Below are 21,666 nucleotides of genomic sequence, written 5' to 3'. Positions count from 1 at the left end.
CTGAAGATTTTGGCGCTACGGAAGAAAGCGGAGGCGGCCCTGGGCCCGAAGTTCGACATCCGGCGGTTCCACGACGCGGTGCTGCTGGCCGGACCGCTGCCGCTGGACCTGCTGGAGGCCCGCGTCGACGCCTGGATCGCGGCGGAAAAAGCCAGCGCCTAGCCGGTTCGCCGAACATGACAATTTTGAAACTTTCCGCCTGTGGATTCGGCCGCCTGAACGGTGTTAAGTTAAGACGCCGCTAGGCCCTCCGCGCGTATTTCTCGCCGCGAGTGCAAAAAGGCCCATCTGGGAGGGACGAGGGAAATGATGTCTGCGCGAATTGGCGTGTTGGGTGCGGCGGCGAGCGCCTTGCTGGTCTACGGCTGCTCCTCGACCGAGACGGTGAACGCGCTGGCCACCGGGCAGGCCGCCTCGGCGACCGAGACGGTGGCTGCGGCGGCGTCGCCGGCGACGATCGACAACTTCATGCTGGTGGACGCCCAGCACCTGGAGGCCCACGAGCTCTACCGGCTGAGCGACGCCAAGGCGATCGTGCTGGTCTCCACCGGCAATGGCTGCCCGATCGCGCGCGCCATGATGCCGGCGCTGAAGGCGCTGCGCGACAGGTACGCCGCCCAGGGCGTCGAGGTGATGCTGGTCGATTCCAACCTGCAGGACAGCCGCGAGGCGATCGCCGCCGAGGCCAAGGAATACGGCATCGACATTCCGATCCTGATGGATAGCAACCAACTGGTCGGCGAGGCGCTGGGCGTCACCCGCACGGCCGAGGTGTTCGTGATCAACCCGAAGACTTGGGCTGTGGCCTATCGCGGCCCGCTGGACGACCGCTCCGACTACGGGGTGCAGAAGGCCGCCACCAAGGACTTCGCGGGCGACGCCCTGGCCGCCGTGCTGGCCGGCAAGCCGGCGGCGGCGGCCACCCAGGCCTCCAAGGGCTGCCTGGTGGACTTCCCCGAGCGGGCCAAGGCCGCGCAGCACGCCAAGATCTCCTACGCCAAGGACGTCGCCCCGATCCTGGAGGCCAAGTGCGTGGCCTGCCACCAGGACGGCGGCATCGGCCCGTTCGCCATGACCAACTACCAGATGGTGAAGGGCTTCTCGCCGATGATCCGCGAGGTGATCCGCACCGACCGGATGCCGCCCTACAACGCCGATCCGCACGTGGGCAAGTTCTCCGACGACAAGAACCTGTCGCCGGCCGAGATCAAGACCCTGGTCCACTGGATCGAGGCCGGATCGCCGCGCGGCGCTGGCCCCGACCCGCTGGGCGCGGTGCACCACGTCGCCCCCGAATGGCCGCTCGGCAAGCCGGACCTGGTGCTCAACGTGCCGGCCTACAAGATCCCGGCGTCAGGCGTCGTCGACTACCAGCACCCCTACGTCGTCAACCCGCTGACCGAGGGCAAGTGGCTCCGCGCCTCGACCATCAAGGTCGAGCAGCGCCAGGGCGTACACCACATCCTGACAGGCTACATGAAGGACGTGCCGGACGCCGGTAAGGCGGCGTTCGAGGACAAGTGGGGCGTCTCCGTCGGCGGCTACGCCGTGGGCGCCGAGTCCGAGATCGCGCCGAAGAACGTCGGCAGCTACCTCCCGCCGGGCGGCGCCATCGGCATGCAGACCCACTACACGCCCTTCGGCAAGGAAGTGACCGATCACTCGCAGATCGCGCTCTACTTCTACAAGCCGAACGAGAAGCCGGCGATGGTCATGCACAACTCGGTCATCGTGGACAACACCATCGTCCTGCCGCCGAACGACGGCCACCACCAGGAAGTCGCCTACCTCGAGTTCCCGCACGACGCCCTGCTCTATTCGGCCTTCCCGCACGCGCACTACCGCGGCGCGTCGTCGGACGTCTGGATCCGCTATCCGGACGGCAAAGAGAAGCTGCTGCTCAGCCTGCCGCGCTACGACTTCAGCTGGCAGCGCAGCTACACCTTCGCCGAGCCGATCAAGGTGCCGGCGGGGTCGAAGCTGATCGCCCACTTCATCTACGACAACTCCAAGCGCAACCCGAACAATCCGGACCCGAACAAGCAGGTGGTCTGGGGCGATCAGTCTTGGGAGGAGATGTTCTACACGGCGGTCCGCTACCGCTGGACCGATGAGACCTCGGCCAAGCTGGTCAACTACGACGAGGAACTGAACAAGGACCGCCTGTTCGGCATGCTGGACGACAACATCGACGGCAAGATCGAAAAGACGGAACTCAAGGGCCAGGCCGGCGACATGATCGCCAAGTACTGGGACACCCTCGACAAGAACCACGACGGCGTGCTCGACAAGGAGGAGTTCGCCGCCATGCAGAAGATGATGGGCAGCCGCAAGCGCGCCCAGGCGGCGCCCGCACCGACCGCGGCGCCGGCACCGGCTGCAGTCGCATCGAACGGCGGCAAGTAAGCCCGACCGATCGGAAGACATGAGAGAGGCCCCGGCGCTCCTGAAGCGCCGGGGCCTTTTTCTTTGACCTACTCCGGCCAGAGGTCCTGGATGTCGCCCTTGCGGTTCAGCATCCGCACGGCGCGCTTGACCACCGTCAGCAAGCGCCGGCGGCGCGCCGCCTCGTCATAGGTCATGGCGCCTCGGGCCAGGCCCTCCAGCAGGAAGCGGCCGAGGTCGCGGCTGGTCTGGAAGCGGGGGTCGGCGCCGGCCTGGGCGAGCGCCCCGAAGCGGTCGCCGACCTGGGCGCGGTCGAAGGCCGCCTGGGCCTCTGCGAGCCGGGCGCGCAGCATGGGCTCGGTGCGGGCCGCGGCCTCCAGCTCCGCGAAGGCCACGAACGGCGTCTCGTGCAGCAGCGCCCAATAGCCGTCGATCGCCGCTTCGGAGGCGTCCTGCCCCGGCGCCGCCGAGGCGGCCGCAGCCTCTTCGAACAGCCGCGCGCGGGCGAACTCGATGTGCTCGATGGCCGCCTCCACCAGCTCCTCGCGGGTCGCGAAGTGATAGAGCATGGCGCCGCGCGTCAGCCCGGCCGCCTCGGCGATCACCGAATTGCTGGCGGCGTGATAGCCGATCTCCGCGAACAGCCGGGTAGCGGCCTCAAGGATGCGCGCGCGCGTGCGCAGCGACTTCGGCGTCGCTTTCGCCGGATAGGAGCTCGCGTCCATCGAAACCAAACTAAGGGCGACCTTGGGGAGGTCTGCTCTGTCCGTTCCCTAGCAGGTGGCGCCGCGGCCGCGCCAGCAGAAGGGTCGGTTTCGCAAAACCGACACGGAATCAGTCCAGGCCTGCCTGGAAACTGGGCGAAGCGGGGGCTCAATTGACCGAAGCCGGAATCCGCCGTTACCGGAGCGTGTTCATTTCCGACGTGCACCTGGGCACGCGCGGCTGCCAGGCCGACCTCCTGCTCGACTTCATCCGCCACATGGAGTGCGAGACGCTTTACCTAGTGGGCGACATCATCGACGGCTGGAAGATGAAGAGCGGCTGGTACTGGCCGCAGTCGCACAACGACGTGGTGCAGAAGGTGCTGCGGCTGGCCCGCAAGGGCGTCTCGGTGATCTATGTCCCCGGCAACCACGACGAGGTCATCCGCGACTTCTGCGGCGTCCACTTCGGCGGGGTGGTGGTGGCGCGCGACGCGATCCACGAAACCGCCGACGGCCGCCGCTTCCTGGTGATGCACGGCGACGAGTTCGACGCGGTGGTGCAGCACGCCAAGTGGCTGGCCCTGCTGGGCGACTGGGCCTATCGCGCGCTCCTGGCCTCCAACACCCTGATCAATCGCGTGCGGCGCGCGCTGGGCTTCGGCTATTGGAGCTTCTCGGCCTTCGCCAAGACCCGCGTGAAGAAGGCCCTGCAGTTCATCGAGAACTTCGAACAGGCGGTCGCCGAGGAGGCGCGCCGGCGCGGCGTCGACGGGGTGATCTGCGGGCACATCCACAAGGCCGAGAGCCGGATGATCGACGGCGTCGCCTACATCAACGACGGCGACCGGGTGGAGAGCTGCACCGCGCTGGTCGAACACGCGGACGGGCGGCTGGAAATCCTGGAGTGGTCGAAGCTGCTCGGCGGGCGGGCGCCCGTGCGCGAGCCGGTCCTCGAGCCGCTCGCCGCCTGACCTCCCGGTGAGCTGGCGACTGGTCGATTGACAGGGCGGAAGAACTCATGACAGTGCCGCTGTCATGAAGCCGCCCGCGTCTTCCCCCAACCTGCGCGACCGGCAACGCGAGGAGACCCGCGAGCAGATCCTCCGCGCCGTGGGCCGCCAGCTCGAGGCCGGCCCGCTCGAGGACCTCAGCTTCTCCGAGATCGCCAAGGACGCCCGGGTCGGCGAACGCACCGTCTACCGCTACTTCCCGACCAAGGAATCCCTGCTGGGGGCCTTCTGGGCCTGGATGCAGAGCCAGGCGGTGGCGCAGCCCGAACGGCCGCGGCCGCCCCGCTCCCTGCCGCGCATCCGCGAGGCGATCACCGCCCCGCACGACGCGGGCCGGCCGATGCGGATCCTGCTGGTCACCGACGCCTGGGAGCCGCAGGTCAACGGCGTCGTGCGAACGCTGACCCGCGTGGTCGCCGAGCTGAAGGCCATGGGCCATTCGGTCGAGGTGATCAGCCCCGACCAGTTCAAGACCTTCCCGTTGCCCACCTACGCCGAGATCAAGGTGGCGATCGGCGTCTACGAGCCGGTGCAGGAGCGCTTCAAGGCCTTCGAGCCGGAAGCCATCCACATCGCCACCGAGGGGCCCATCGGCCTGGCGGCGCGGCGCATCTGCGTGGAATGGAAGCTGCCGTTCACCACCAGCTACCACACCCGCTTCCCGGAATATGTCTCGGCGCGGCTGCCTTTGCCGCTGGCCGCCGGCTACGCCTACATGAAGTGGTTCCACAAGCCGTCCGGCCGGCTGATGGTCGCCACGCCCACCATGCGCGACGAACTCGCGGGTCACGGCTTCCGCAACATCTCCTCCTGGTCGCGGGGCGTCGACACCCAGGCCTTCCATCCCCGCCACGCCGCCGACGCGGACGTCTATGCCGGCCTGGCGCGGCCGATCTTCCTGAGCGTCGGGCGGGTGGCGGTGGAGAAGAACATCGAGGCCTTCCTCGGCCTTGACCTGCCGGGAACCAAGGTCGTCGTCGGGCCGGGACCGCAGAAGGACGAACTCGCCGCCAAATATCCGAAGGCGGTGTTCACCGGAGCCAAGTCCGGCGAGGAGCTGGCGGCCTATTTCGCCGGCGCCGACGTCTTCGTCTTCCCCTCGCTCACCGACACCTTCGGCCTGGTCATCCTGGAGGCTATGGCCTCGGGCACGCCGGTGGCCGCCTACCCGGCGCCCGGCCCCATCGACATCATCCCCAACTCCGGCGCCGGCAAGCTCGCGGCCAGCGCCACCGAAGGCCTGCGCGAAGCCTGCCTGGAGGCCCTGACGCTCGACCGCAAGCAGGTGCGGGCGTTTGCCGAGAAGTTCTCCTGGCGGGCCTGCGCCGAGGACTTCGTGCGCAACCTGCAGCCCTATCCGGAGCCGGAGAAGACCCGCTTCTGGCGACGCCTGCGGCGGCTGGCCCGGGTGCGGCGGCGCAGGCCGGAAGCGGCCTAAGGCTCGTGCGCCGGCGCACGTTGGCCGGTCTGGCGGCCGCCTTGGCCGCAGCGCCCATTGCGGCCGTGCGCGCCGCGGAGGAGGGCCCGACGGTCAGCCCGGTGACGGTGGTGGCGCCCACGCCGCTGGGCGGTCCGGGCGTCGAGAAAGACAAGCTGCCGGGCGCCACCGAGACCCTGAGCGCCGCGGACCTGCAGCGGGCCGGCTCCCTGGCCATCACCGACGCCCTCGAGCAGCGGACCCCTGGCCTCAGCCTCTCCGACAGCCAGGGCAACGGCTTCGCCCGCGGCCTGAACTACCGCGGCTTCCAGGCCTCGGCCCTGCAGGGCGCGCCCCAGGGCCTGGCGGTCTACATGGGCGGCGTGCGGCTGAACGAGGCGTTCGGTGACACCGTCAACTGGGACCTGATCCCGGAGGCCGCGGTCAGCCGCATCGACCTCGTCACCGGCAATCCGGCGTTCGGCCTGAATGCGCTCGGCGGCGCGCTCAGCCTGACCATGAAGACCGGCCGCGACGCCCAAGGCGGCACGGCCAGCGTGCAGGGCGGGTCGTTCGGCCGGACCTTCGGCGCCGTCGAATACGGCGCCGTGAAAGGCCCCTGGAGCGGCTACCTCGCCGTCGACGGCGGGCGCGAGGACGGCTGGCGGCGGCGGTCGCCGTCGAGCCTGGCGCGCGCCTACGCCGACCTCGGCTGGCAGGGGGGCCGCGCCGAGCTGCACCTAGTGCTGGCCGGCGGCGGGACCGACCTGGGCGTCGTCGGACCGACGCCGGTCGATCTGCTGGCCCTAGACCGCCGATCGGTCTTCACCTTCCCGCAGACCACCCGCGACCGGAACGGGCTGGTCGCCCTGAACGGATCGTTCAAGGCCTCGGACGCCTGGACGCTGCAGGCCAGCCTCTACGGCCGCGCCTTCCGCCAGGACCACGTGGACGGCAACGACGGCAATTTCGCAGGCTGCAGCGACAGCCCGGCCGATCCGCTGTTCAGGACCCTGTGCGTCGCGGACGACGACTTCCCGGCTGCGATCCGCCCACCTGCCGCGGACTTCCAGGTGCTGGGCGCCAACGGCCGGCCGATCGCCTGCCCGCCGCCGGCGGCGGGCCAGACCGGTCTCTGCGAGGGCGTCCCCTATGGCACGGTCGACGGGACGCGCACGCGCACGGCCACCTTCGGCGCCTCGGCGCAGGCCGTGCGGCATGCGCCGCTCGCCGGCCGGCCGAACCTCCTCGCCCTCGGATTGAGCCTCGACGAGAGCCAGGTGCGGTTCGACGCCGACAGCACCCTTGGCCTGATCTTGCCCGACCTCGAGGTTGCGACGGCGGTGGCCGTGCCGGGCGCAGGCGAGATCATCCGCACCGCCGGCGCCATCGCTTACAACCCGGTGGCCATCCACGCCACGACCCGCGACCTGGGCCTCTACGCCACCGACACGTTGGACGTGACCGACCGCCTGTTCCTGACGCTCAGCGGCCGGTTCAACGGCATGCGGACCACCGTCTCCGACCGCACGGGCGCGAGCCCTGAGCTGAACGGCAAGCACAGCTTTGACCGGTTCAATCCGGCCGCGGGGCTGGCCTACAAGTTCACCGAGACGGTCACCGCCTATGGCGGCTATGCGGAGACCAACCGCGCGCCGACGCCCCTGGAGCTCTCCTGCAGCGACCCCCTTCGGCCTTGCCTGCTGGAGAACGCGCTGGTCGCCGACCCGCCGTTGAAGCAGGTGGTCTCGCGCACCTGGCAGGCGGGCTTGCGCGGCGCGTCGGGCGCCGGCGGCGGGCGGCTGGAGTGGCGCCTCGGCGTCTTCCGCAGCGACAACGACGACGACATCGTGGCGCTGGCCAGCGCCATCCAGGGCCGCGGCTCCTACGCCAATGTGCCGCGCACCCGGCGGCAGGGGGTCGAGGCCGAAGTCGGCTACCTCGCCCCAGGCTGGATGGCCTACGCCTCGGCCAGCGACACAGAGGCGACCTACCGGTTCTCAGGGTCGCTCCCCTCGCCCAACAGCCCGTTCGCCGACGACAGCGGCGATGTCCAGGTGAGGCCCGGCGACCGCATCGGCGGCATCCCGCCCGGGCGCTTCAAGGCCGGCGCGGACCTCTTTCTCACGCCCACAGTCACCCTTGGGGCTGACGTGCTGGGGGTGAGCGCGCAGCGCCGTGTGGGCGACGAATCCAATCAGGATACGCAGCTTGCCGGCTACTGGGTCGTGGGCGCCCACGCCAGCTGGAAGCTGGGCCGGGGGCTCGAGCTGTTCGGGCGCGTCGACAACCTGTTCGACCGCAGGTACGCGACCTTTGGGACCTATTTCGAAACCAGCTCGCTGGCGAACGTGACGCCCTCGCCCCTGCCGGCCAACCCCGACCCGCGCACCGACACGCCGGCGCCGCCGCGGTCCTTCCAGCTGGGCCTGCGCGCCCGCTGGTGAGGCAGGAGTTTGCTTGGCCGCACGTCCTGGTCGGCTGACCCGTTCCAGGTCCGCCGGGAAACGCTCTAACCGAAGCGGCCGGTGATGTAGTCGGAGGTGCGGCGCGTGGCGGGGCGGGTGAAGACCTCGTCCGTGGACCCGAATTCCACCAGCTCGCCCAGGTACATGAAGCCGGTGTAGTCGCTGACCCGCGCCGCCTGGCCCAGGTTGTGGGTCACGATGACGATGGTGTAGTCGGCCTTCAGCTGGGTGATCGTCTCCTCCAGCTTGGCGCTGGAGATCGGATCCAGCGCGGAGGTCGGCTCGTCGAGCAGCAGCACCTCGGGGCGCACGGCCACGCCGCGGGCGACGCACAGCCGCTGCTGCTGGCCGCCGGAGAGCCCGAGGCCCGAGCCTTTCAGGTTGTCCTTCACCTCGTTCCACAGCGCCGCGCGGGTCAGCGCCTCCTCGACGCGGGCGTCCATCTCGGCCTTTGACAGGTTCTCATAGAGCCGCACGCCATAGGCGACGTTGTCGTAGACGCTCATCGGGAACGGCGTGGGCTTCTGGAACACCATGCCGACGCGGGCGCGCAGGCCGGCCAGGTCGACGCCGGGCGCCAGGATGTTCTCGCCGTCGAGGATGATCTCGCCCTCGGCGCGCTGGCCCGGGTAGAGGGCGTACATGCGGTTGAGCGTGCGCAGCAAGGTCGACTTGCCGCAGCCGGAAGGGCCGATCAGGGCCGTAGCCTTGTTGCGGACGAAGGGGATCGACACCCCCTTGAGCGCCTGCGTCTTGCCGTAGAAGAAGTCGAGGTTGCGCACGTCGACCCGCACGTCGGCGCGGTCCACGTCGGCGATGCTGGTCTCGAATTCGTCCACGGCCGGATTGAGGGTGTTCATGAGCGTCGCTGCTCCCTGGCCACGATACGCGCGAGGATAGTGACCGCAAGCACGGTGCCGGCGATCAGCAGCGCGCCGGCCCACGCGAGCCTGCGCCAGTCGTCGTAGGCGCTCAGCGCGAAGTTGAAGATGACCACCGGCAGGTTGGCGGTGGGGTGTCGAAGGTCGAGCGAGAAGAACTGGTTGTTCAACGCCGTGAACAGCAGGGGCGCCGTCTCGCCGCTGATCCGAGCGAAGGCCAGCAGGGCGCCGGTCAGAAGACCGCTCTGCGCCGAGCGCCAGAGGATGGTGCGGATCACGAAGGACAGCGGCGCGCCCAGCGCCACGCCGGCTTCGCGCAGGGTCGCGGCCTGCAGCGAGAGCACGTCCTCGGTGGTCCGGGTGATCACCGGCACGGCGAGCAGCGCCAGGGCCACCGAGCCGGCGAACCCGGAGAAGCTGTGGAACGGCGCGACCAGGCGCTCATAGACGAACAGGCCCACCAGGATCGACGGCGCGGACAGCAGCACGTCGTTCAGGAAACGGATCAGCGAGCCGTAGTGCGAACCTCCGCCATATTCGGCGAGCCAGGTGCCGGCCAGGATGCCGACCGCCAACGCCATGACCATGGCCAGCAGGCACATCATGATCGAGCCCATGATGGCGTTGGCGAGGCCGCCCCGCGATCCGGGCGCCGGCGTCGACAGGGTGAAGACGTCGAGGTTCAGCCCGCCGACGCCCTGTGTCAGCAACGACCAGAGGATCGCGGCCAGCGCGGCCAGCGCCACGCCGGTCACCACCACGCAGAAGGCCTTGAAGACCATGTCGGCGATACGCCGCCGGGCGACCTTGGCGAGGGACGCGGCCATCAGCGCGCCCTCTGGGTGCGGAGCATCAGCCGGGCGAGCCCCAGCACGATGAAGGTGATCACGAATAGCACCAGGCCCAGCGCGATCAGGGCGGCGGTGTGCATGGGCGTCGAGGCCTCGGTGAACTCGTTGGCGATGGTCGAGGCGATGGTCGAGCCGCTATCGAACAGCGACTTCGGGAGGCCGTGCGAATTGCCGATGATGAAGGTGACCGCCATGGTCTCGCCGAGCGCGCGGCCCAGCCCCAGCATCACCGCCCCGATGGCGCCGGTGCGGACGTAGGGCAGGGTCACGGACATCACCACCTCGGCGGTGGTCGCCCCCAGGCCGTAGGCGCTTTCGCGCACCGCCGCGGGCACGGTGAGCAGCAGCTCACGCAGGGTGGCGGCCATGAACGGCAGGATCATGATCGCCAGGATGATCGAGGCCGACAGGATGCCCGAGCCGTTGGGGATGCCGGTGGTCAGGGACTCCAGGAGCGAGCCGGGCTTGGCCGCCGACATCAGCGGCAGTTGCACGAAGCGCGAGAACAGCGGCGCGAACACGAACAGGCCCCACATGCCGTAGACGATCGAGGGGATGCCGGCCAACAGCTCCACCGCCGTACCGATCGGCCGGCGCAGCGGCGCAGGGCAAAGCTCGGTGAGGAAGAAGGCGACGCCGCCGGCAATCGGCAGCGCGATCACCAGCGCCAGGGCCGATGTCACGAGGGTGCCGATGATCGGCCCCGCCGCTCCGTAGACGTCGGTCACCGGATTCCAGGTGGAGACGGTGAGGAAGCTGAAGCCGAACTTCCGGATCGCTGGCCAGCCGCCGATCACCAGCGAGAACAGCAGGCCCCCCAGGGCCACCAGCAGCGCAGTCGCGGCCGAGAAACAGAGGCCCTCGAAGATCCGGCCGAGCAACGCGCCGCGCGGGGCGGAGCGTCGGACCGTCTGGCCAGCTTCGGGAAGGGCGATATCGGACATGGCTCTTGTGCTGACCGGTGGGCCCGCAAAGCCCCGCCGCCTATGCGGCGGCGGGGCCAAGCGGGTCAAGCCTTAGCGGTAGACGGGCTTGCCGTCAGGCCCGACGATCTTGGTCCACGACTTGCGGATCAGGTCCTTCACCGCGGCCGGCAGCGGCACGTAGTCCAGTTGGTTGGCCGCAGCGTCGCCGTTCTTGTAGCACCAGTCGAAGAAGGTCAGCACTTCGCGGCCCTTGGCGGCGTCGGTCTGCTTGTTGTGCACCAGGATGAAGGTCGCCCCGGTGATCGGCCAGGCGTCGGCGCCCGCCTGGTCGAGCAGCAGCAGGTAGAAGCCCGGCGCTGACGCCCACTTCGCGCCGGCCGCGGCCGCCGCGAAGTTCTCCGCCGTCGGAGAAACGAACTTGCCCGCCTTGTTCTGCATCAGGGCGTAGGTCATCGCGTTCTGCTTGGCGTAGGCGTACTCGACGTAGCCGATCGCGCCTGGCGTCTGCTTCACGAAGGCTGCGACGCCGTCGTTGCCCTTGCCGCCCAGGCCCACCGGCCATTGCACGGAGTCGTTGCCGCCGACCTCGCTCGCCCAGTGCTGGGCCTTCATGCTGAGGTAGGTGGTGAACAGGAAGGTGGTGCCGGAGCCGTCCGAGCGGTGCACGACCGTGATCGGCAGGTTCGGCAGCGGCACGCCCGGATTGGCCTTGGCCAGCAGCGGGTCATTCCACTTCTTGATCGCGCCGCGGTAGATGTCGGCGAGGTTCGCGCCGGTCATCCTGATCTGGCCGGGCTTGATCCCCGGCAGGTTCATCACCGGCACCACGCCGCCGATCACCGTCGGGAACATGGCCAGGCCGCCGGCCGCCAGGTCGTCCGGCTTCAGCGGCTTGTCGCTGGCGCCGAAATCGACGGTCGAGGCGTTGATCTGCTTGATGCCACCGCCGGAACCGATCGCCTGGTAGTTCAGGCTGGTCCCGGTCTGGGCCTTATAGGCCTCCGCCCACTTGGCGTAGACCGGCGCCGGGAAGGTCGCGCCCGCGCCCGAAATCGTGCCGGCGGCCCGTGCCTCATTGATTGGGGCCACAGTGGCCGCGCCGACGAGAAGGACCGCGCCGAACGCCGCCCCCAAGGTTTTCAACATGGTTTTCTCCTGAAAAGAGCGCCCCATCCATGCCGCTCTCCGGCCGCTGATTATCCCCCGCCGACGACAGTTTGGTGACATAGCGGCGCCGTAGGCGGTCCCCGGCCGCCGCCGTGCACGGACGGACCGTCACCGAGGCGTCACAAGACTGTCGGCCAGCCGTCATGTGGCTCAGCTACACCGCCGGGCGAGCGCCGGGGGGTCGTTGAGAAGTCACTTTACCCGCGTCGCCGACTGCATGTGACGGCATCAACGAGAACGGGGACAAGATCATGAACCTTCCAACGAAGGGGCCGGCGCGACGCCTCGCGGGCGGCGCGCTGATTGGGCTATTGCTGTCGAGCGCGGCCACCGCCGCCCTGGCGGCGCCCAAGGCGCACAAGCACACCCACAAGACGAAGGAAGCGGCGGCCGACCCGCGCGACGCCAAGATGGCGGCGATGCAGGCGCAGCTCGACGAGATGCGCGCGCAGATGGCCCAGCTGGTTCAGATGAAGAGCTCCGACCAGGGCGAGACCAAGGTCGTCGCCCTCCAGCAGCAGCTCGACACCGTCAACGCTCAATTGGCCGACGTGAAGGCCGCCCAGACCGCCGACGCCTCCGACATCATCACCCTCAAGGCCCCGCCGCCGGTGACCGTCTCCCTGCCGAACGGCAAGCCGGCGCTGGCCAGCGCCGACGGACGCTTCACCGCCAACATCCGCGCCATCGTCATGTTCGACGCCGGCAAGTACTTCCAGAAGAGCAATTTGGCCCCTCAGGTCACCAACCGCGACCTGAACGACGGCACCAACTTCCGCCGCGCCCGGTTCGGCATCGACGGCAAGCTGTTCAAGGACTTCGATTACGCCCTGATCTACGAGTTTGGCGGCTCCGGCGCCGAAGACACCGGCCACATCCAGGAAGCCTGGGTGCAATACACCGGCTGGAAGCCATGGCGCCTCCGGGTCGGCGCGTTCGAGCCGAACATCGGCCTGAGCGCAGCGGTCTCCACCAGCCAGATGATCATGATGGAGCGTCCCGCCCCCGCCGAAGTGGCGCGAAACGTGGCCGCCGGCGACAGCCGCAGCGGCGTCCAGCTGACCGGCAACGGCCTCTGGGGCGAAGGGGACTCCGGCATCGCCACACGCTGGTTCGCCTCGGGCGCCCTGACCGGCAACACGGTAAGCACGCTCAACTCGACGGGCGGCTTCGCGGTCCAGCCGCAGGACGAGCAGACGGGCATCATCGGCCGCTTCGCCCTGGCTCCCTTCGACTCGACCAACTGGCAGGCCCACGTCGCGGTGAACGCCCAGTACGTCACCCAGCCCAATGACTCCGGCGTGGCGGCGAACCCGCGGTATCCGATCCAGCTGCGTGACCGGCCGGAGCTGCGCCTCGACGGCACGCGCCTCGTGGACACCGGCGCCATCGACGCCAAGACCGCTTCCGTCTACGGCGCTGAGTTCGGGTTCACCTCCCACCAGTTCATGCTCGAGAGCGAATATTTCGAATACCAGATCAACCGCCGCATCACGACGGCCGCAACGCCGAGCGATCCGCACTTCCACGGCTGGTACGTGCAGGGCGCCTGGGTGTTGACCGGGGAAAACCGGCCCTACAATCCGGCCGAGGCCCGCTTCGACGCGCCGAAGATGAACTACAACTTCAACCCGGCGGCCGGCACCTGGGGCGCGTTCGAACTGGCCGCGCGCTACTCAGACCTGGACCTCAACTATCACGACTGCGGCGCGGGCAAGGCGATCCCGGCCGCGCCGGCGCCGTGCTTCGACGCGGTGCGCGGCGGCGATCAGAAGATCTCGAGCATCGGGCTCAACTGGTACCTGAACCCCGACATCCGCCTCATGCTCGACTACCTGCATGTGGACGTGAACCGGTTCAACGCCGCGGGCCTGCAGGTCGGCCAGACGTACAACGCCGTCGGCCTGCGCGGCCAGTTCGTCTTCTAGGAATATCCCCCGCGAGCCTCAACGCCGCCGCGCCCCCCGCGGCGGCGTTTTTTTGCTCAAAGCAGGCGGCTGCGCATGGCCTGGGAGAGAAAGTCGATCAGCGTCACGGCGACGATGATTACGACCACGATGGCCGAGAGCTTGTGGTAGGCGAAGCCGTTCATCGCGTCGAACAACAGCTGGCCGATGCCGCCGGCGCCGATCAGGCCGAGCACGGTCGCCGAGCGCGAGTTCGATTCAAACCGGTAGAGCGCATAGGAGGTCCACAGCGGGGCCACCTGCGGGATCACCCCCCAGACGATCTCCTGAAGCCGCGAGGCGCCGGTCGCCCGCACGCCCTCGACGGGTCCCTTGTCGATCGACTCGACGCCCTCCGAGAACAGCTTCGCCAGCACGCCGCCGGTGTTCAGCGCCAGCGCCAGCACCCCTGCGAAGGGACCCAGCCCCACGGCGACGATGAATAGGGTGCCGAGCACCAGGTCCGGGATCGACCGCAGCAGGTTCATCAGCAGCCGCATCGGCTGCTGCAGCCAGAGCGGCGACAGGTTGCGCGCGCAGGCGAGACCGAAAGGAATCGCCAGGATGACGGCCAGGCTCGTCCCCCATAGCGCGATCTGGATGGTCAGCCACATCTGCGCCACGTAGAGGCGCAGGTCCGTGAAGTCCGGCCGGAGGAGCTCCTTGCCGTACTGGCGCATGTTCTCCGAGTTGGTGAACAGCAGCGTCAGGTGGCTCATCTCCACCGGCTTGAAGCCGATGATCAGCAGCGCGATCACGCCGCCCCAGACCAGGATGTCCGGCGCGCGCTGGGCCATGGAACGCCGCGGCGGCGGAGGGATGTCCGCAGGGTTCGCGGCGGCGGGGCTCATCAGACGTCCGGCTCCACGGCGCGCCGTTGCGCCGCGACGGCGTGGATCTGGTCGTAAGCGGCCTGGGCGGTGGCGATCTTGGCCTTGTCGCCGGAGCGGCGCGCTTGCGCCAAGGCCTCGGACGCCTCCATCTCGCGCACGGGATCGAGGTAGCTGTCGTCGGCGGGCCGGAAGCCGCCGTAGGTGAGGCGCTTCAGGACCGCCCGCTGTTTGTCGGCCTGCGGGCCGGCGCCGACGCCGTAGGTCAGGAAGAACTGGCGGATCTTCTCCTTGAGCGCCGGGTCGAGGTCCTTGCGCACCAGGATGGAGGACTCCGGCAGCGGCGGAGACGTCCAGATGACCTCGATCTTGTCGGCGATCTTGGGGCTCTCGCGCTTGGCGAACAGCAGGCCGACCGAATTGTTGGTGGCGACGTCCAGGACCCCGTTGGCGACCGAGAACACATTGGCCTGGTGGCTGGCGTTGCGCACCGCCTTGAAGCACTTGGTCGGCTCGATGCCCTTGGGCGTAAAGAGGTAGGCCATGGGCGCGAGCGTGCCGGACGTCGAGGTCACGTCGCCCAGGCCGAAGCTGTAGCGCTTGCCGCACTTCAGCACGTCGTCGATCGTGATCCCGCTGCCCTTCCGCACGATGAGCACCGATTTGTAGGTGGCCTCCCCCGTGTCCTGGATCACGCGGCCCAGCACCTCGGCGTTCGACCGGTTGACCGCCTGCAGCGCCGGGTCGGCGGAGAACCAGCCCACCTGCACCTGCTTGAACCGCATGGCCTCCACCAGGGCGGTGTAGTTGCTCGCGAAGAAGGGCTTAACCTTCACCCCGATCTGGGCGGACATATCGTCCAGCAGGGGCGTCCAGAGGGGGGCCATGGACTGCTCGTTCTCGGCCGACAGGATCGAGAACGTCAGTTCCTTGGGCGTGGCGGCGGTCTGCGAGGCGGGCTTCTGGCCGCAGGCGGCGAGCGCTAGCGCCGCGGCGACGCCCAGGGCGCCTCCAAGCACGCCCAGAACTTGGCGGCGGCGGATCATTTCGGGGCTCCTTCCCAGAAGACGTCTTCGAATTCCGGACCGTAGATGTCGATGAGCTGCTTGTTCTCGAGACCGGTCGCCGGGCCGTCGTAGACGACCTTTCCGGCCTTCAGCGCCACCACGCGGTCGCAGTAGCGCAGGGCGTAGTCCACCTGGTGCAGGGTGACCAAGACGGTCAGGCCGTCCTTTTCGTTCAAGTCGCGCAGGCTCTCCATCACCTTGCGCGCGGCCACCGGATCGAGCGAGGCGACCGGCTCGTCGGCCAGGATGATCTTGGCCTTCTGCACCAGGGCGCGGGCGATGGCCCCGCGCTGTTGCTGGCCGCCGGAAAGGGTGTTGGCCCGTTGCGCTGCGTAGTCGGCGACGCCGACCCGGGCGAGCGCCGCCATGGCCGCGGTCTTGGTCTCCTGCGGCCAGAGGCCGAGGAGCCCGCGCCAGCCCTCGATCCGGCCGAGCGAGCCCAGCGCCACGTTGGTGAACAGCGACAGGCGGCCGACCAGGTTGAACTGCTGGAAGATGAAGCCGATGCGGGTGCGGATGGCGCGCACCCGGGCGCTGATCCTGCCGTTCTCCTGCACCGGGCCGCCGAAGGCCTCGATGCGCCCCTCGCCGGGATCGATGGTCTGCAAGCCGGAGATCGAACGCAGCAGGGTGGACTTGCCGGACCCTGAGGGGCCGATCAGGGCGATCATCTCGCCCTTGCGGACGTCCATAGAGACGCCGTCCAGCGCGCGGCGGGCGCCGAAGCTCTTCGAGGCCTTCCGGATGGACAGGACGGCGGCGTCTGACATGGACGGCTGGGCTTCCCCGATCGACAGGCGCGAGCGGGCGCTCTGCCGCCCGTCCCTCGCCCGGGCTTCATGGCACGGTCGCCCGCATGCGGTCTAGCGCGGCGAAGCTCGCGGGCGCCGCCCGTGGATAGAACTCTTTACATCGGGGTCCATTGCCCCTATTTGCGCGGGTTCCGGCGGACCCGATGTCCTGAAAAGCGCTGCTAACGCCGGATTGGGTTCAACAATCCGTTGGGGGTTGCGTGAGGTGCAGACGTACCATACGCCCCTGGACCTGGTCCGTGAGCGGTCACCGGAGCGTCCCGTCGCCCTAGCGCGACCCGACGCAGTGGCCACCGCAGCGCACTGGTTCCAGGACAATTTCAAGGGCGACGTGTTCTACGCCGTTAAGGCGAACCCGTCGCCATGGGTGATCGAGACGCTCGCCGCCAACGGCGTGACGTCCTTCGACGTGGCCTCGATCCGCGAGATCGAGCTGGTGGGCCGGCATGCGCCGGGCGCGCGCATGGCCTTCATGCACCCGGTGAAGAGCCGCAGCGCGATCACCGCGGCCTATCGCGACCACGGCATCAAGACCTTCGCCCTCGACACCCATGAGGAGCTGGCCAAGATCCTCGAGGCCACCGACGGGGTCGATGACCTGACCCTGATCGTGCGCCTGGCGGTGAACGCCCACGGCGCGGCCTATTCCCTGTCCGGCAAGTTCGGCGTCGAGACCCACGAGGCCTCGGCCCTGCTGCTGGCCGCCCGCCGGGCCACGCAGGACCGCCTGGGCGTCTCGTTCCACGTGGGCAGCCAGTGCATGCGCCCGACGGCCTTCCAGGCGGCCATGGCCCAGGCCAGCCGGGCTATCGTGCGCGCCGGCGTGATGGTCGACGTCGTCGACGTGGGCGGCGGCTTCCCCTCGGTCTATCCGGGCATGGTGCCGCCGGACATGGCGGACTACCTCGACTCCATCGAGCGCGGCTTCGCGGAGATGATGGTCCACGAGGACACCGAGCTCTGGTGCGAGCCCGGGCGCGCCCTGGTGGCCGAGGCGTCCTCGATCCTCACCAAGGTCGAGCTGAAGAAGGGCGACGCGCTCTACCTGAACGACGGCAGCTACGGCAGCCTGTTCGACGCGGCGCACACCAAATGGCCCTTTCCGGTCAAGCTGTTCCGCAAGGACGGCGGGGCGGCCATCGAGGTGGAGGGCCCCCTGAAGCCCTTTCGTTTCTATGGGCCGACCTGCGATTCCATCGACCACATGCCGGGGCCGTTCTGGCTGCCGGAGGACATCCGTGAGGGCGACTACGTCGAGATCGGCATGCTGGGCGCCTATGGCGTAGCCATGAACACCAGCTTCAACGGCTTCGGCGACGCCGAGACCGTCGAGGTGAAGGACGCCCCCATGGCCTCGATGTTCGGCTTGGCCGGCCGCTCGATCCGCCTGCCCCGCGAGGCGCAGGAGGAGGAACGCAACAAGGTCGTCCGGCTGTCGCGCCCCAAGGGCGCCGCCGGCAAGAAGCGTCGGCGGCGCTAACAGGCTGACATTCTGACGTGTTAAAGGCGCGGCCGGTCGCTCCGTCCCGGTCGCGCACTCACCATGGACGGGCGATCACCTCTCAGAAGGGAACTTCCGAAGATGAACGCTGACGTTCAGAAATCGAACCGCAAGGCCGAACTCCTGGCCAACACCGTCGAGCACGTGGCGATCGACCAGTACGACGCCCGGCCGGTGATCGACGCCATGCGCAAGATGAGCTTCACCAGCCGCGACACCGCGCGCGCCGCCGACATCTGGTCGATGAGCCTCGAGGACGCCTCCTGCTCGACCTGGCTGACGCTGGCCGGATCGACCAGCGCCGGCGGCTGCATGCACATCTACCGCGACATGCTGAAGTACGGGATGATCGACGTGGTGGTGGCCACCGGCGCCTCCATCGTCGACATGGATTTCTTCGAGGCGCTTGGGTTCAAGCACTACCAGGCGCAATCGAACGTCGACGACCGCGACCTGCGCGACCTCTACATCGACCGCATCTACGACACCTACATCGACGAGGAAGAGCTGCAGAACTGCGACGGCACGATCTACGCGATCTGCGAGAGCCTGGAGCCGCGCCCCTATTCCAGCCGTGAGTTCATCCACGAGATGGGCAAGTGGCTGGCGGCAGGGAACGCCAAGAAGGCGGGATCGCTGATCCAGACGGCCTATGAAGAGGGCGTGCCGATCTTCTGCCCGGCGTTCACGGACTCGTCGGCCGGCTTCGGCCTGGTGAAGCACCAGGTCGAGCGCATGAAGGCGGGCAAGCCCTATCTCACCATCGACTCGGTCGCCGACTTCCGCGAGCTCACCGACATCAAGATCGCCGCCGGGGCCACGGGCCTGTTCATGGTCGGGGGCGGGGTGCCGAAGAACTTCGCCCAGGACACCGTGGTCTGCGCCGAGATCCTCGGCCACGAGGTCGAGATGCACAAATACGCCGTGCAGATCACCGTCGCCGACGTGCGCGACGGCGCCTGCTCATCCTCGACGCTGAAGGAGGCCTGCTCCTGGGGCAAGGTGGACGTCACCTGGGAGCAGATGGTGTTCGCCGAAGCCACCACCGTGGTGCCGCTGATCGCCTCGGACGCCTGGCACCGCGGCTCCTGGAAGACCCGCACCAAGCGCCGCTGGGCCAAGCTGTTCGACAAGGCGGCTTGAACGGTTGAATCCGCCACGCGGCTCTGCAAAACCGGAAGCTGGAACTCGGGGAGAGCGTGGAATGGCGTGGAAGCTTGTGATGGCCGCGGCCGCGGCCGCGGTCGCGACGCTGGGCGCGGCGCCGGCGCCCGCTCAGGCGCCGATGGCCGCATCCACGGCCCAGGGCTACCTCGGCGACGCCGCGCCCGACACCTACAAGATCTTGCCGCCCGCGCCGGTCGCGGGGACGACCCGCTATGAGGCCGACCGGGCCATCTACCTCGGCACGCGGTCGCTGAAGGACACGCCGCGCTGGGGGCTGGCGCAGAACGACGTGAACCAGCTGGCGATCCTGAAGGACCTGTCCTGCGCCGTCGGTGTCGAGCTGAACCAGGCCAATGCGCCTAAGACCGTGGCGCTCGTGGCCCGCGTGGGCCGCGATGTCAGCCGCGCCACCGACCGGCCCAAGGACATCTACAAGCGCCAGCGCCCCTACCTGATCGACGAGGGCCCGATCTGCATCGACAAGACCGACGCGCTGGCCAAGAGCCCGGACTATCCCTCCGGCCACAACACCTGGGGCTGGACGGTGGGCCTGATCATGGCCGAGCTCGCGCCCGACCGGGCGACCGAGATCCTGGCGCGCGCCAGAGCGTTCGGGGAGGGCCGGCTGGTCTGCGGGGTGCACAACCTGAGCGCCGTGGAAGCCGGCCGGATGAACGGTTCGATCGTGGTGGCCGCGCTGCATGGGCAGGAGGCCTTCCGCAAAGACCTCGATGTGGTCCGCAAGGAAGTCGCCGCGGCCCGCAAGGCAGGCCCCGCGCCTGACCCCGCCGCCTGCGCCAAGGAAGCCGAGATCGTCGCCAAGTCGCCGTACTGAGCTAGATGCCGGCGTACCATTCGTAGCCGCGGTCTTCCCAGAAGCCGCCCTTGCCGCGCCCGAGGTGGGCGTAGTCGGCGACGGCCTCGACGCGCATGACGTACTTGGCGTGCTTGTAGCCGAGCTGGCGTTCGACCCGCAGGCGCAGCGGCGCCCCGTGCGCCACCGGCAGGGCGCCGTCGTTCATGGCGTAGGCGAGGATGGTCTGCGGGTGGTAGGCGTCGATCAGGTCGATGCTCTCGTAGTACTGGCCCGAGCCATCCAGCGTCTGCTCCAGCGTGTCGCCGCAATGGAAGACGATATAGCGGGCGTTCTTCTTCAGGCCCGCCTGGTCGAGCAGCGATCCCAGCCGGGCGCCGGTCCACTTGCCGATCGACGACCAGCCCTCCACGCAGTCGTGGCGGGTGATCTGGGTCCGCGACGGCAGGGCGCGCAGCTCCGCCAGGCTCAGTGACAGCGGCCGCTCCACCAGCCCGTCCACGACCAGGCGGTAATCGGCGAAGCCCTTGTCGCGAAGGGCCACATAGTCGGGGTCGGTCGGGTCGATGGAGCCGTTGGGCCGAAAATCCGGCGAGATGTCCGCCGGCTTGAATTCCCGGGCCAGCGCCTTGCGGTCGATGACCAGCCGCTGGACGCGCCGGGTCAGGCCCTCGGCGCTGGCCAGGAAGCCGATGCCCTTGGGGTTGTTGGTGATCCGGTCGCAGGCGCCGAGCACCAGGGCTGCGGCCGAGGCCAGGCCCGCCTGCAGCCAGCCGCGGCGGTGGGTGGAGATCGTCATGGGACGTCTCGCAGTTCGGGCACGATGGCGTAGCGGCCGGTGATCATCGAGCGGATGTTGTTCCACGTTCCCGACGCGACCACCATGAACAGGTGCAGCAATATGAAGCCCACGATCGCGGTCGCGGTCAGGAAGTGCATGGTCCGCGCCGACTGGCGTCCGCCGAAGAAATCCACCAGCCAGGGCGCCCCCGCGTCGAACCCCGGCGACATGCAAAGGCCGGTCAGCACCATCAGCGGCAGCAGCACCACCACCACAGCCAGGTAGGCGCCTTTCTGTAGGACGTTGTAGCGGCGCGCCTCCTCGCCCTTGGGGAACTTCAGCCGCGCGTGGGTGACGATCTCATGCCAGATGTTGCGCGGCTTGAGGTCGGCCCCGGTGGGCGCCAGGTCCTTGGCGATGTGGCCGCCGGCCAGGCCCACCAGCCAGTAGACCAGGCCGTTGATCACGAAGAGCCAGGCGAAGAAGAAGTGCCAGTGGCGGCTGTCGGCAAGGTCGCGGAAGCTCGGCACGGTCGCCCAGGACGGGAAGGCTACCGGCTCGCGCGATCCGACCTTGCCGGAGTAGCCGAGCACGCCGGTGGTGTCGAACTTCGCCGAGCCGATCTGGATGACGCCGATCATCCGGTCGCCCTTGTCCTCCGCGCCGATCGAAACCCACGGATGGGCGAAGGTCGATTTCTGCCCCCAGTAGAGGGCCGGATGGGCGCCGAAGATGTTGAGGCCGCTCATCAGCAGCAGGGTCAGTGCGAGCACATTGATCCAGTGGGTGGCGCGGGTGACGCCGGCGTGGCGGTAGACCAGCGTCTTCCTGGGTTTGGCCATGGTCAAACGTTCCTCCCGCTAGTGTCCCGATTCCGAAGTTCGCAAGCGCTTGCGGCTGGCTTTGGCGAACTTCGGAATCGATGAGGACACTAGC

19 protein-coding genes and 1 pseudogene are annotated in these 21,666 nt (G+C 68.7%); 10 read left to right on the top strand and 10 right to left on the bottom strand.

Annotated elements, in window-relative coordinates; genetic code table 11:
• Both JWP28_RS02305 and JWP28_RS02300 read left to right on the top strand, forming a co-directional pair.
• Positions 1 to 162 (top strand): DUF885 family protein (locus JWP28_RS02305; protein ID WP_299539546.1); only part of this gene is annotated, 162 nt, incomplete at its 5' end.
• A gap of 144 nt (positions 163 to 306) precedes the next feature.
• Positions 307 to 2,406 (top strand): redoxin domain-containing protein, encoded by a 2,100-nt coding sequence (locus JWP28_RS02300; protein WP_299539542.1) that lies wholly within the window; start codon positions 307 to 309, stop codon positions 2,404 to 2,406.
• Between the two features lie 68 nt (positions 2,407 to 2,474).
• On the opposite strand, the gene JWP28_RS02295 is transcribed toward JWP28_RS02300, so the two are convergent.
• Positions 2,475 to 3,110: a TetR/AcrR family transcriptional regulator gene (locus tag JWP28_RS02295; RefSeq protein ID WP_299539540.1), complete on the bottom strand. Its 636-nt coding sequence runs from the start codon at positions 3,108 to 3,110 to the stop codon at positions 2,475 to 2,477.
• A gap of 152 nt (positions 3,111 to 3,262) precedes the next feature.
• On the opposite strand from JWP28_RS02295, the gene JWP28_RS02290 reads away from it, so the two are divergent.
• The 4 genes and pseudogenes from JWP28_RS02290 to JWP28_RS02275 all read left to right on the top strand — a co-directional run bounded on the left by JWP28_RS02290 (position 3,263) and on the right by JWP28_RS02275 (position 7,966).
• Entirely contained in the window at positions 3,263 to 4,063 is an 801-nt protein-coding gene (locus tag JWP28_RS02290) for a UDP-2,3-diacylglucosamine diphosphatase (RefSeq protein ID WP_366143779.1), read from the top strand.
• A gap of 64 nt (positions 4,064 to 4,127) precedes the next feature.
• Positions 4,128 to 4,316, top strand: a pseudogene (locus tag JWP28_RS02285) (TetR/AcrR family transcriptional regulator); the annotation flags it as partial.
• 126 nt (positions 4,317 to 4,442) lie between these two features.
• Entirely contained in the window at positions 4,443 to 5,540 is a 1,098-nt protein-coding gene (locus JWP28_RS02280; RefSeq protein WP_299539544.1) for a glycosyltransferase family 1 protein, read from the top strand.
• A gap of 41 nt (positions 5,541 to 5,581) precedes the next feature.
• Positions 5,582 to 7,966, top strand: a complete 2,385-nt coding sequence (locus JWP28_RS02275; protein ID WP_299539538.1) for a TonB-dependent receptor — start codon at positions 5,582 to 5,584, stop codon at positions 7,964 to 7,966.
• Positions 7,967 to 8,031: 65 nt separating this feature from the next.
• Here JWP28_RS02275 and pstB read toward each other — a convergent pair whose 3' ends face one another.
• The 4 genes from pstB to pstS all read right to left on the bottom strand — a co-directional run bounded on the left by pstB (position 8,032) and on the right by pstS (position 11,791).
• Entirely contained in the window at positions 8,032 to 8,847 is an 816-nt protein-coding gene (gene pstB / locus JWP28_RS02270) for a phosphate ABC transporter ATP-binding protein PstB (protein WP_299539536.1), read from the bottom strand.
• Positions 8,844 to 9,695 carry a phosphate ABC transporter permease PstA gene (gene pstA, locus JWP28_RS02265; RefSeq protein WP_299539534.1) on the bottom strand — a complete coding sequence of 284 codons (852 nt, stop codon included), beginning with the start codon at positions 9,693 to 9,695 and terminating at the stop codon, positions 8,844 to 8,846. Before pstA ends, pstB begins: the two co-directional genes overlap by 4 nt.
• A complete protein-coding gene (pstC, locus tag JWP28_RS02260) occupies positions 9,695 to 10,663 on the bottom strand; it encodes a phosphate ABC transporter permease subunit PstC (RefSeq protein ID WP_299539532.1) in 969 nt (322 codons plus the stop codon). The genes pstA and pstC overlap by 1 nt, the downstream gene beginning before the upstream one ends.
• A gap of 72 nt (positions 10,664 to 10,735) precedes the next feature.
• The gene (gene pstS / locus JWP28_RS02255; RefSeq protein ID WP_299539530.1) at positions 10,736 to 11,791 is read right to left on the bottom strand and encodes a phosphate ABC transporter substrate-binding protein PstS; all 1,056 of its coding nucleotides are present in this window, start codon (positions 11,789 to 11,791) and stop codon (positions 10,736 to 10,738) included.
• Between the two features lie 272 nt (positions 11,792 to 12,063).
• Here pstS and JWP28_RS02250 point away from each other — a divergent pair, with 272 nt between their 5' ends.
• The gene (locus JWP28_RS02250) at positions 12,064 to 13,740 is read left to right on the top strand and encodes a porin (RefSeq protein ID WP_299539528.1); all 1,677 of its coding nucleotides are present in this window, start codon (positions 12,064 to 12,066) and stop codon (positions 13,738 to 13,740) included.
• Between the two features lie 56 nt (positions 13,741 to 13,796).
• Here JWP28_RS02250 and phnE read toward each other — a convergent pair whose 3' ends face one another.
• Genes phnE through phnC form a run of 3 tightly spaced genes read right to left on the bottom strand, consistent with a single transcriptional unit; the run spans position 13,797 to position 16,425 of the window.
• Positions 13,797 to 14,609, bottom strand: coding sequence for a phosphonate ABC transporter, permease protein PhnE (gene phnE, locus JWP28_RS02245; protein WP_299539526.1), 813 nt, complete (start codon positions 14,607 to 14,609; stop codon positions 13,797 to 13,799).
• Entirely contained in the window at positions 14,609 to 15,634 is a 1,026-nt protein-coding gene (gene phnD / locus JWP28_RS02240; RefSeq protein WP_299539524.1) for a phosphate/phosphite/phosphonate ABC transporter substrate-binding protein, read from the bottom strand. The genes phnE and phnD overlap by 1 nt, the downstream gene beginning before the upstream one ends.
• Positions 15,631 to 16,425 (bottom strand): phosphonate ABC transporter ATP-binding protein, encoded by a 795-nt coding sequence (gene phnC, locus JWP28_RS02235; protein ID WP_299539522.1) that lies wholly within the window; start codon positions 16,423 to 16,425, stop codon positions 15,631 to 15,633. Before phnC ends, phnD begins: the two co-directional genes overlap by 4 nt.
• A 247-nt stretch (positions 16,426 to 16,672) precedes the next feature.
• Here phnC and JWP28_RS02230 point away from each other — a divergent pair, with 247 nt between their 5' ends.
• From JWP28_RS02230 to JWP28_RS02220, 3 genes are all read left to right on the top strand, one after another.
• The gene (locus JWP28_RS02230) at positions 16,673 to 17,947 is read left to right on the top strand and encodes a type III PLP-dependent enzyme (protein WP_299539520.1); all 1,275 of its coding nucleotides are present in this window, start codon (positions 16,673 to 16,675) and stop codon (positions 17,945 to 17,947) included.
• A gap of 102 nt (positions 17,948 to 18,049) precedes the next feature.
• Positions 18,050 to 19,111, top strand: a complete 1,062-nt coding sequence (locus tag JWP28_RS02225) for a deoxyhypusine synthase (RefSeq protein WP_299539518.1) — start codon at positions 18,050 to 18,052, stop codon at positions 19,109 to 19,111.
• Between the two features lie 61 nt (positions 19,112 to 19,172).
• Positions 19,173 to 19,970: a phosphatase PAP2 family protein gene (locus JWP28_RS02220; RefSeq protein ID WP_299539516.1), complete on the top strand. Its 798-nt coding sequence runs from the start codon at positions 19,173 to 19,175 to the stop codon at positions 19,968 to 19,970.
• 1 nt (position 19,971) lies between these two features.
• Here the strand turns inward: JWP28_RS02220 and JWP28_RS02215 are convergent, their stop codons facing one another.
• Together JWP28_RS02215 and JWP28_RS02210 are read right to left on the bottom strand one after the other, a co-directional pair.
• Positions 19,972 to 20,748, bottom strand: a complete 777-nt coding sequence (locus JWP28_RS02215; protein ID WP_299539514.1) for a molybdopterin-binding protein — start codon at positions 20,746 to 20,748, stop codon at positions 19,972 to 19,974.
• A complete protein-coding gene (locus JWP28_RS02210) occupies positions 20,745 to 21,572 on the bottom strand; it encodes a cytochrome b/b6 domain-containing protein (protein WP_299539512.1) in 828 nt (275 codons plus the stop codon). Before JWP28_RS02210 ends, JWP28_RS02215 begins: the two co-directional genes overlap by 4 nt.
• Positions 21,573 to 21,666: the final 94 nt, after the last annotated feature.

The organism is Phenylobacterium sp., from assembly GCF_028290885.1.
In the GTDB taxonomy this organism is placed as follows: Bacteria; Pseudomonadota; Alphaproteobacteria; order Caulobacterales; family Caulobacteraceae; genus Phenylobacterium.
Note: the sequence above shows the minus strand (reverse complement) of the source record. Positions and strands in the feature narration are given on the sequence as shown.

Excerpts from the sequence above, each read along its gene's own strand:
- JWP28_RS02300 (WP_299539542.1), top strand. The coding sequence starts at position 307 with ATGATGTCTGCGCGAATTGGCGTGTTGGGTGCGGCGGCGAGCGCCTTG.
- JWP28_RS02295 (WP_299539540.1), bottom strand. The coding sequence starts at position 3,110 with ATGGACGCGAGCTCCTATCCGGCGAAAGCGACGCCGAAGTCGCTGCGC.
- JWP28_RS02280 (WP_299539544.1), top strand. The coding sequence starts at position 4,443 with ATGCGGATCCTGCTGGTCACCGACGCCTGGGAGCCGCAGGTCAACGGC.
- pstB (WP_299539536.1), bottom strand. The coding sequence starts at position 8,847 with ATGAACACCCTCAATCCGGCCGTGGACGAATTCGAGACCAGCATCGCC.
- pstA (WP_299539534.1), bottom strand. The coding sequence starts at position 9,695 with ATGGCCGCGTCCCTCGCCAAGGTCGCCCGGCGGCGTATCGCCGACATG.
- pstC (WP_299539532.1), bottom strand. The coding sequence starts at position 10,663 with ATGTCCGATATCGCCCTTCCCGAAGCTGGCCAGACGGTCCGACGCTCC.
- pstS (WP_299539530.1), bottom strand. The coding sequence starts at position 11,791 with ATGTTGAAAACCTTGGGGGCGGCGTTCGGCGCGGTCCTTCTCGTCGGC.
- JWP28_RS02250 (WP_299539528.1), top strand. The coding sequence starts at position 12,064 with ATGAACCTTCCAACGAAGGGGCCGGCGCGACGCCTCGCGGGCGGCGCG.
- phnE (WP_299539526.1), bottom strand. The coding sequence starts at position 14,609 with ATGAGCCCCGCCGCCGCGAACCCTGCGGACATCCCTCCGCCGCCGCGG.
- phnD (WP_299539524.1), bottom strand. The coding sequence starts at position 15,634 with ATGATCCGCCGCCGCCAAGTTCTGGGCGTGCTTGGAGGCGCCCTGGGC.
- phnC (WP_299539522.1), bottom strand. The coding sequence starts at position 16,425 with ATGTCAGACGCCGCCGTCCTGTCCATCCGGAAGGCCTCGAAGAGCTTC.
- JWP28_RS02225 (WP_299539518.1), top strand. The coding sequence starts at position 18,050 with ATGAACGCTGACGTTCAGAAATCGAACCGCAAGGCCGAACTCCTGGCC.
- JWP28_RS02220 (WP_299539516.1), top strand. The coding sequence starts at position 19,173 with ATGGCGTGGAAGCTTGTGATGGCCGCGGCCGCGGCCGCGGTCGCGACG.
- JWP28_RS02215 (WP_299539514.1), bottom strand. The coding sequence starts at position 20,748 with ATGACGATCTCCACCCACCGCCGCGGCTGGCTGCAGGCGGGCCTGGCC.
- JWP28_RS02210 (WP_299539512.1), bottom strand. The coding sequence starts at position 21,572 with ATGGCCAAACCCAGGAAGACGCTGGTCTACCGCCACGCCGGCGTCACC.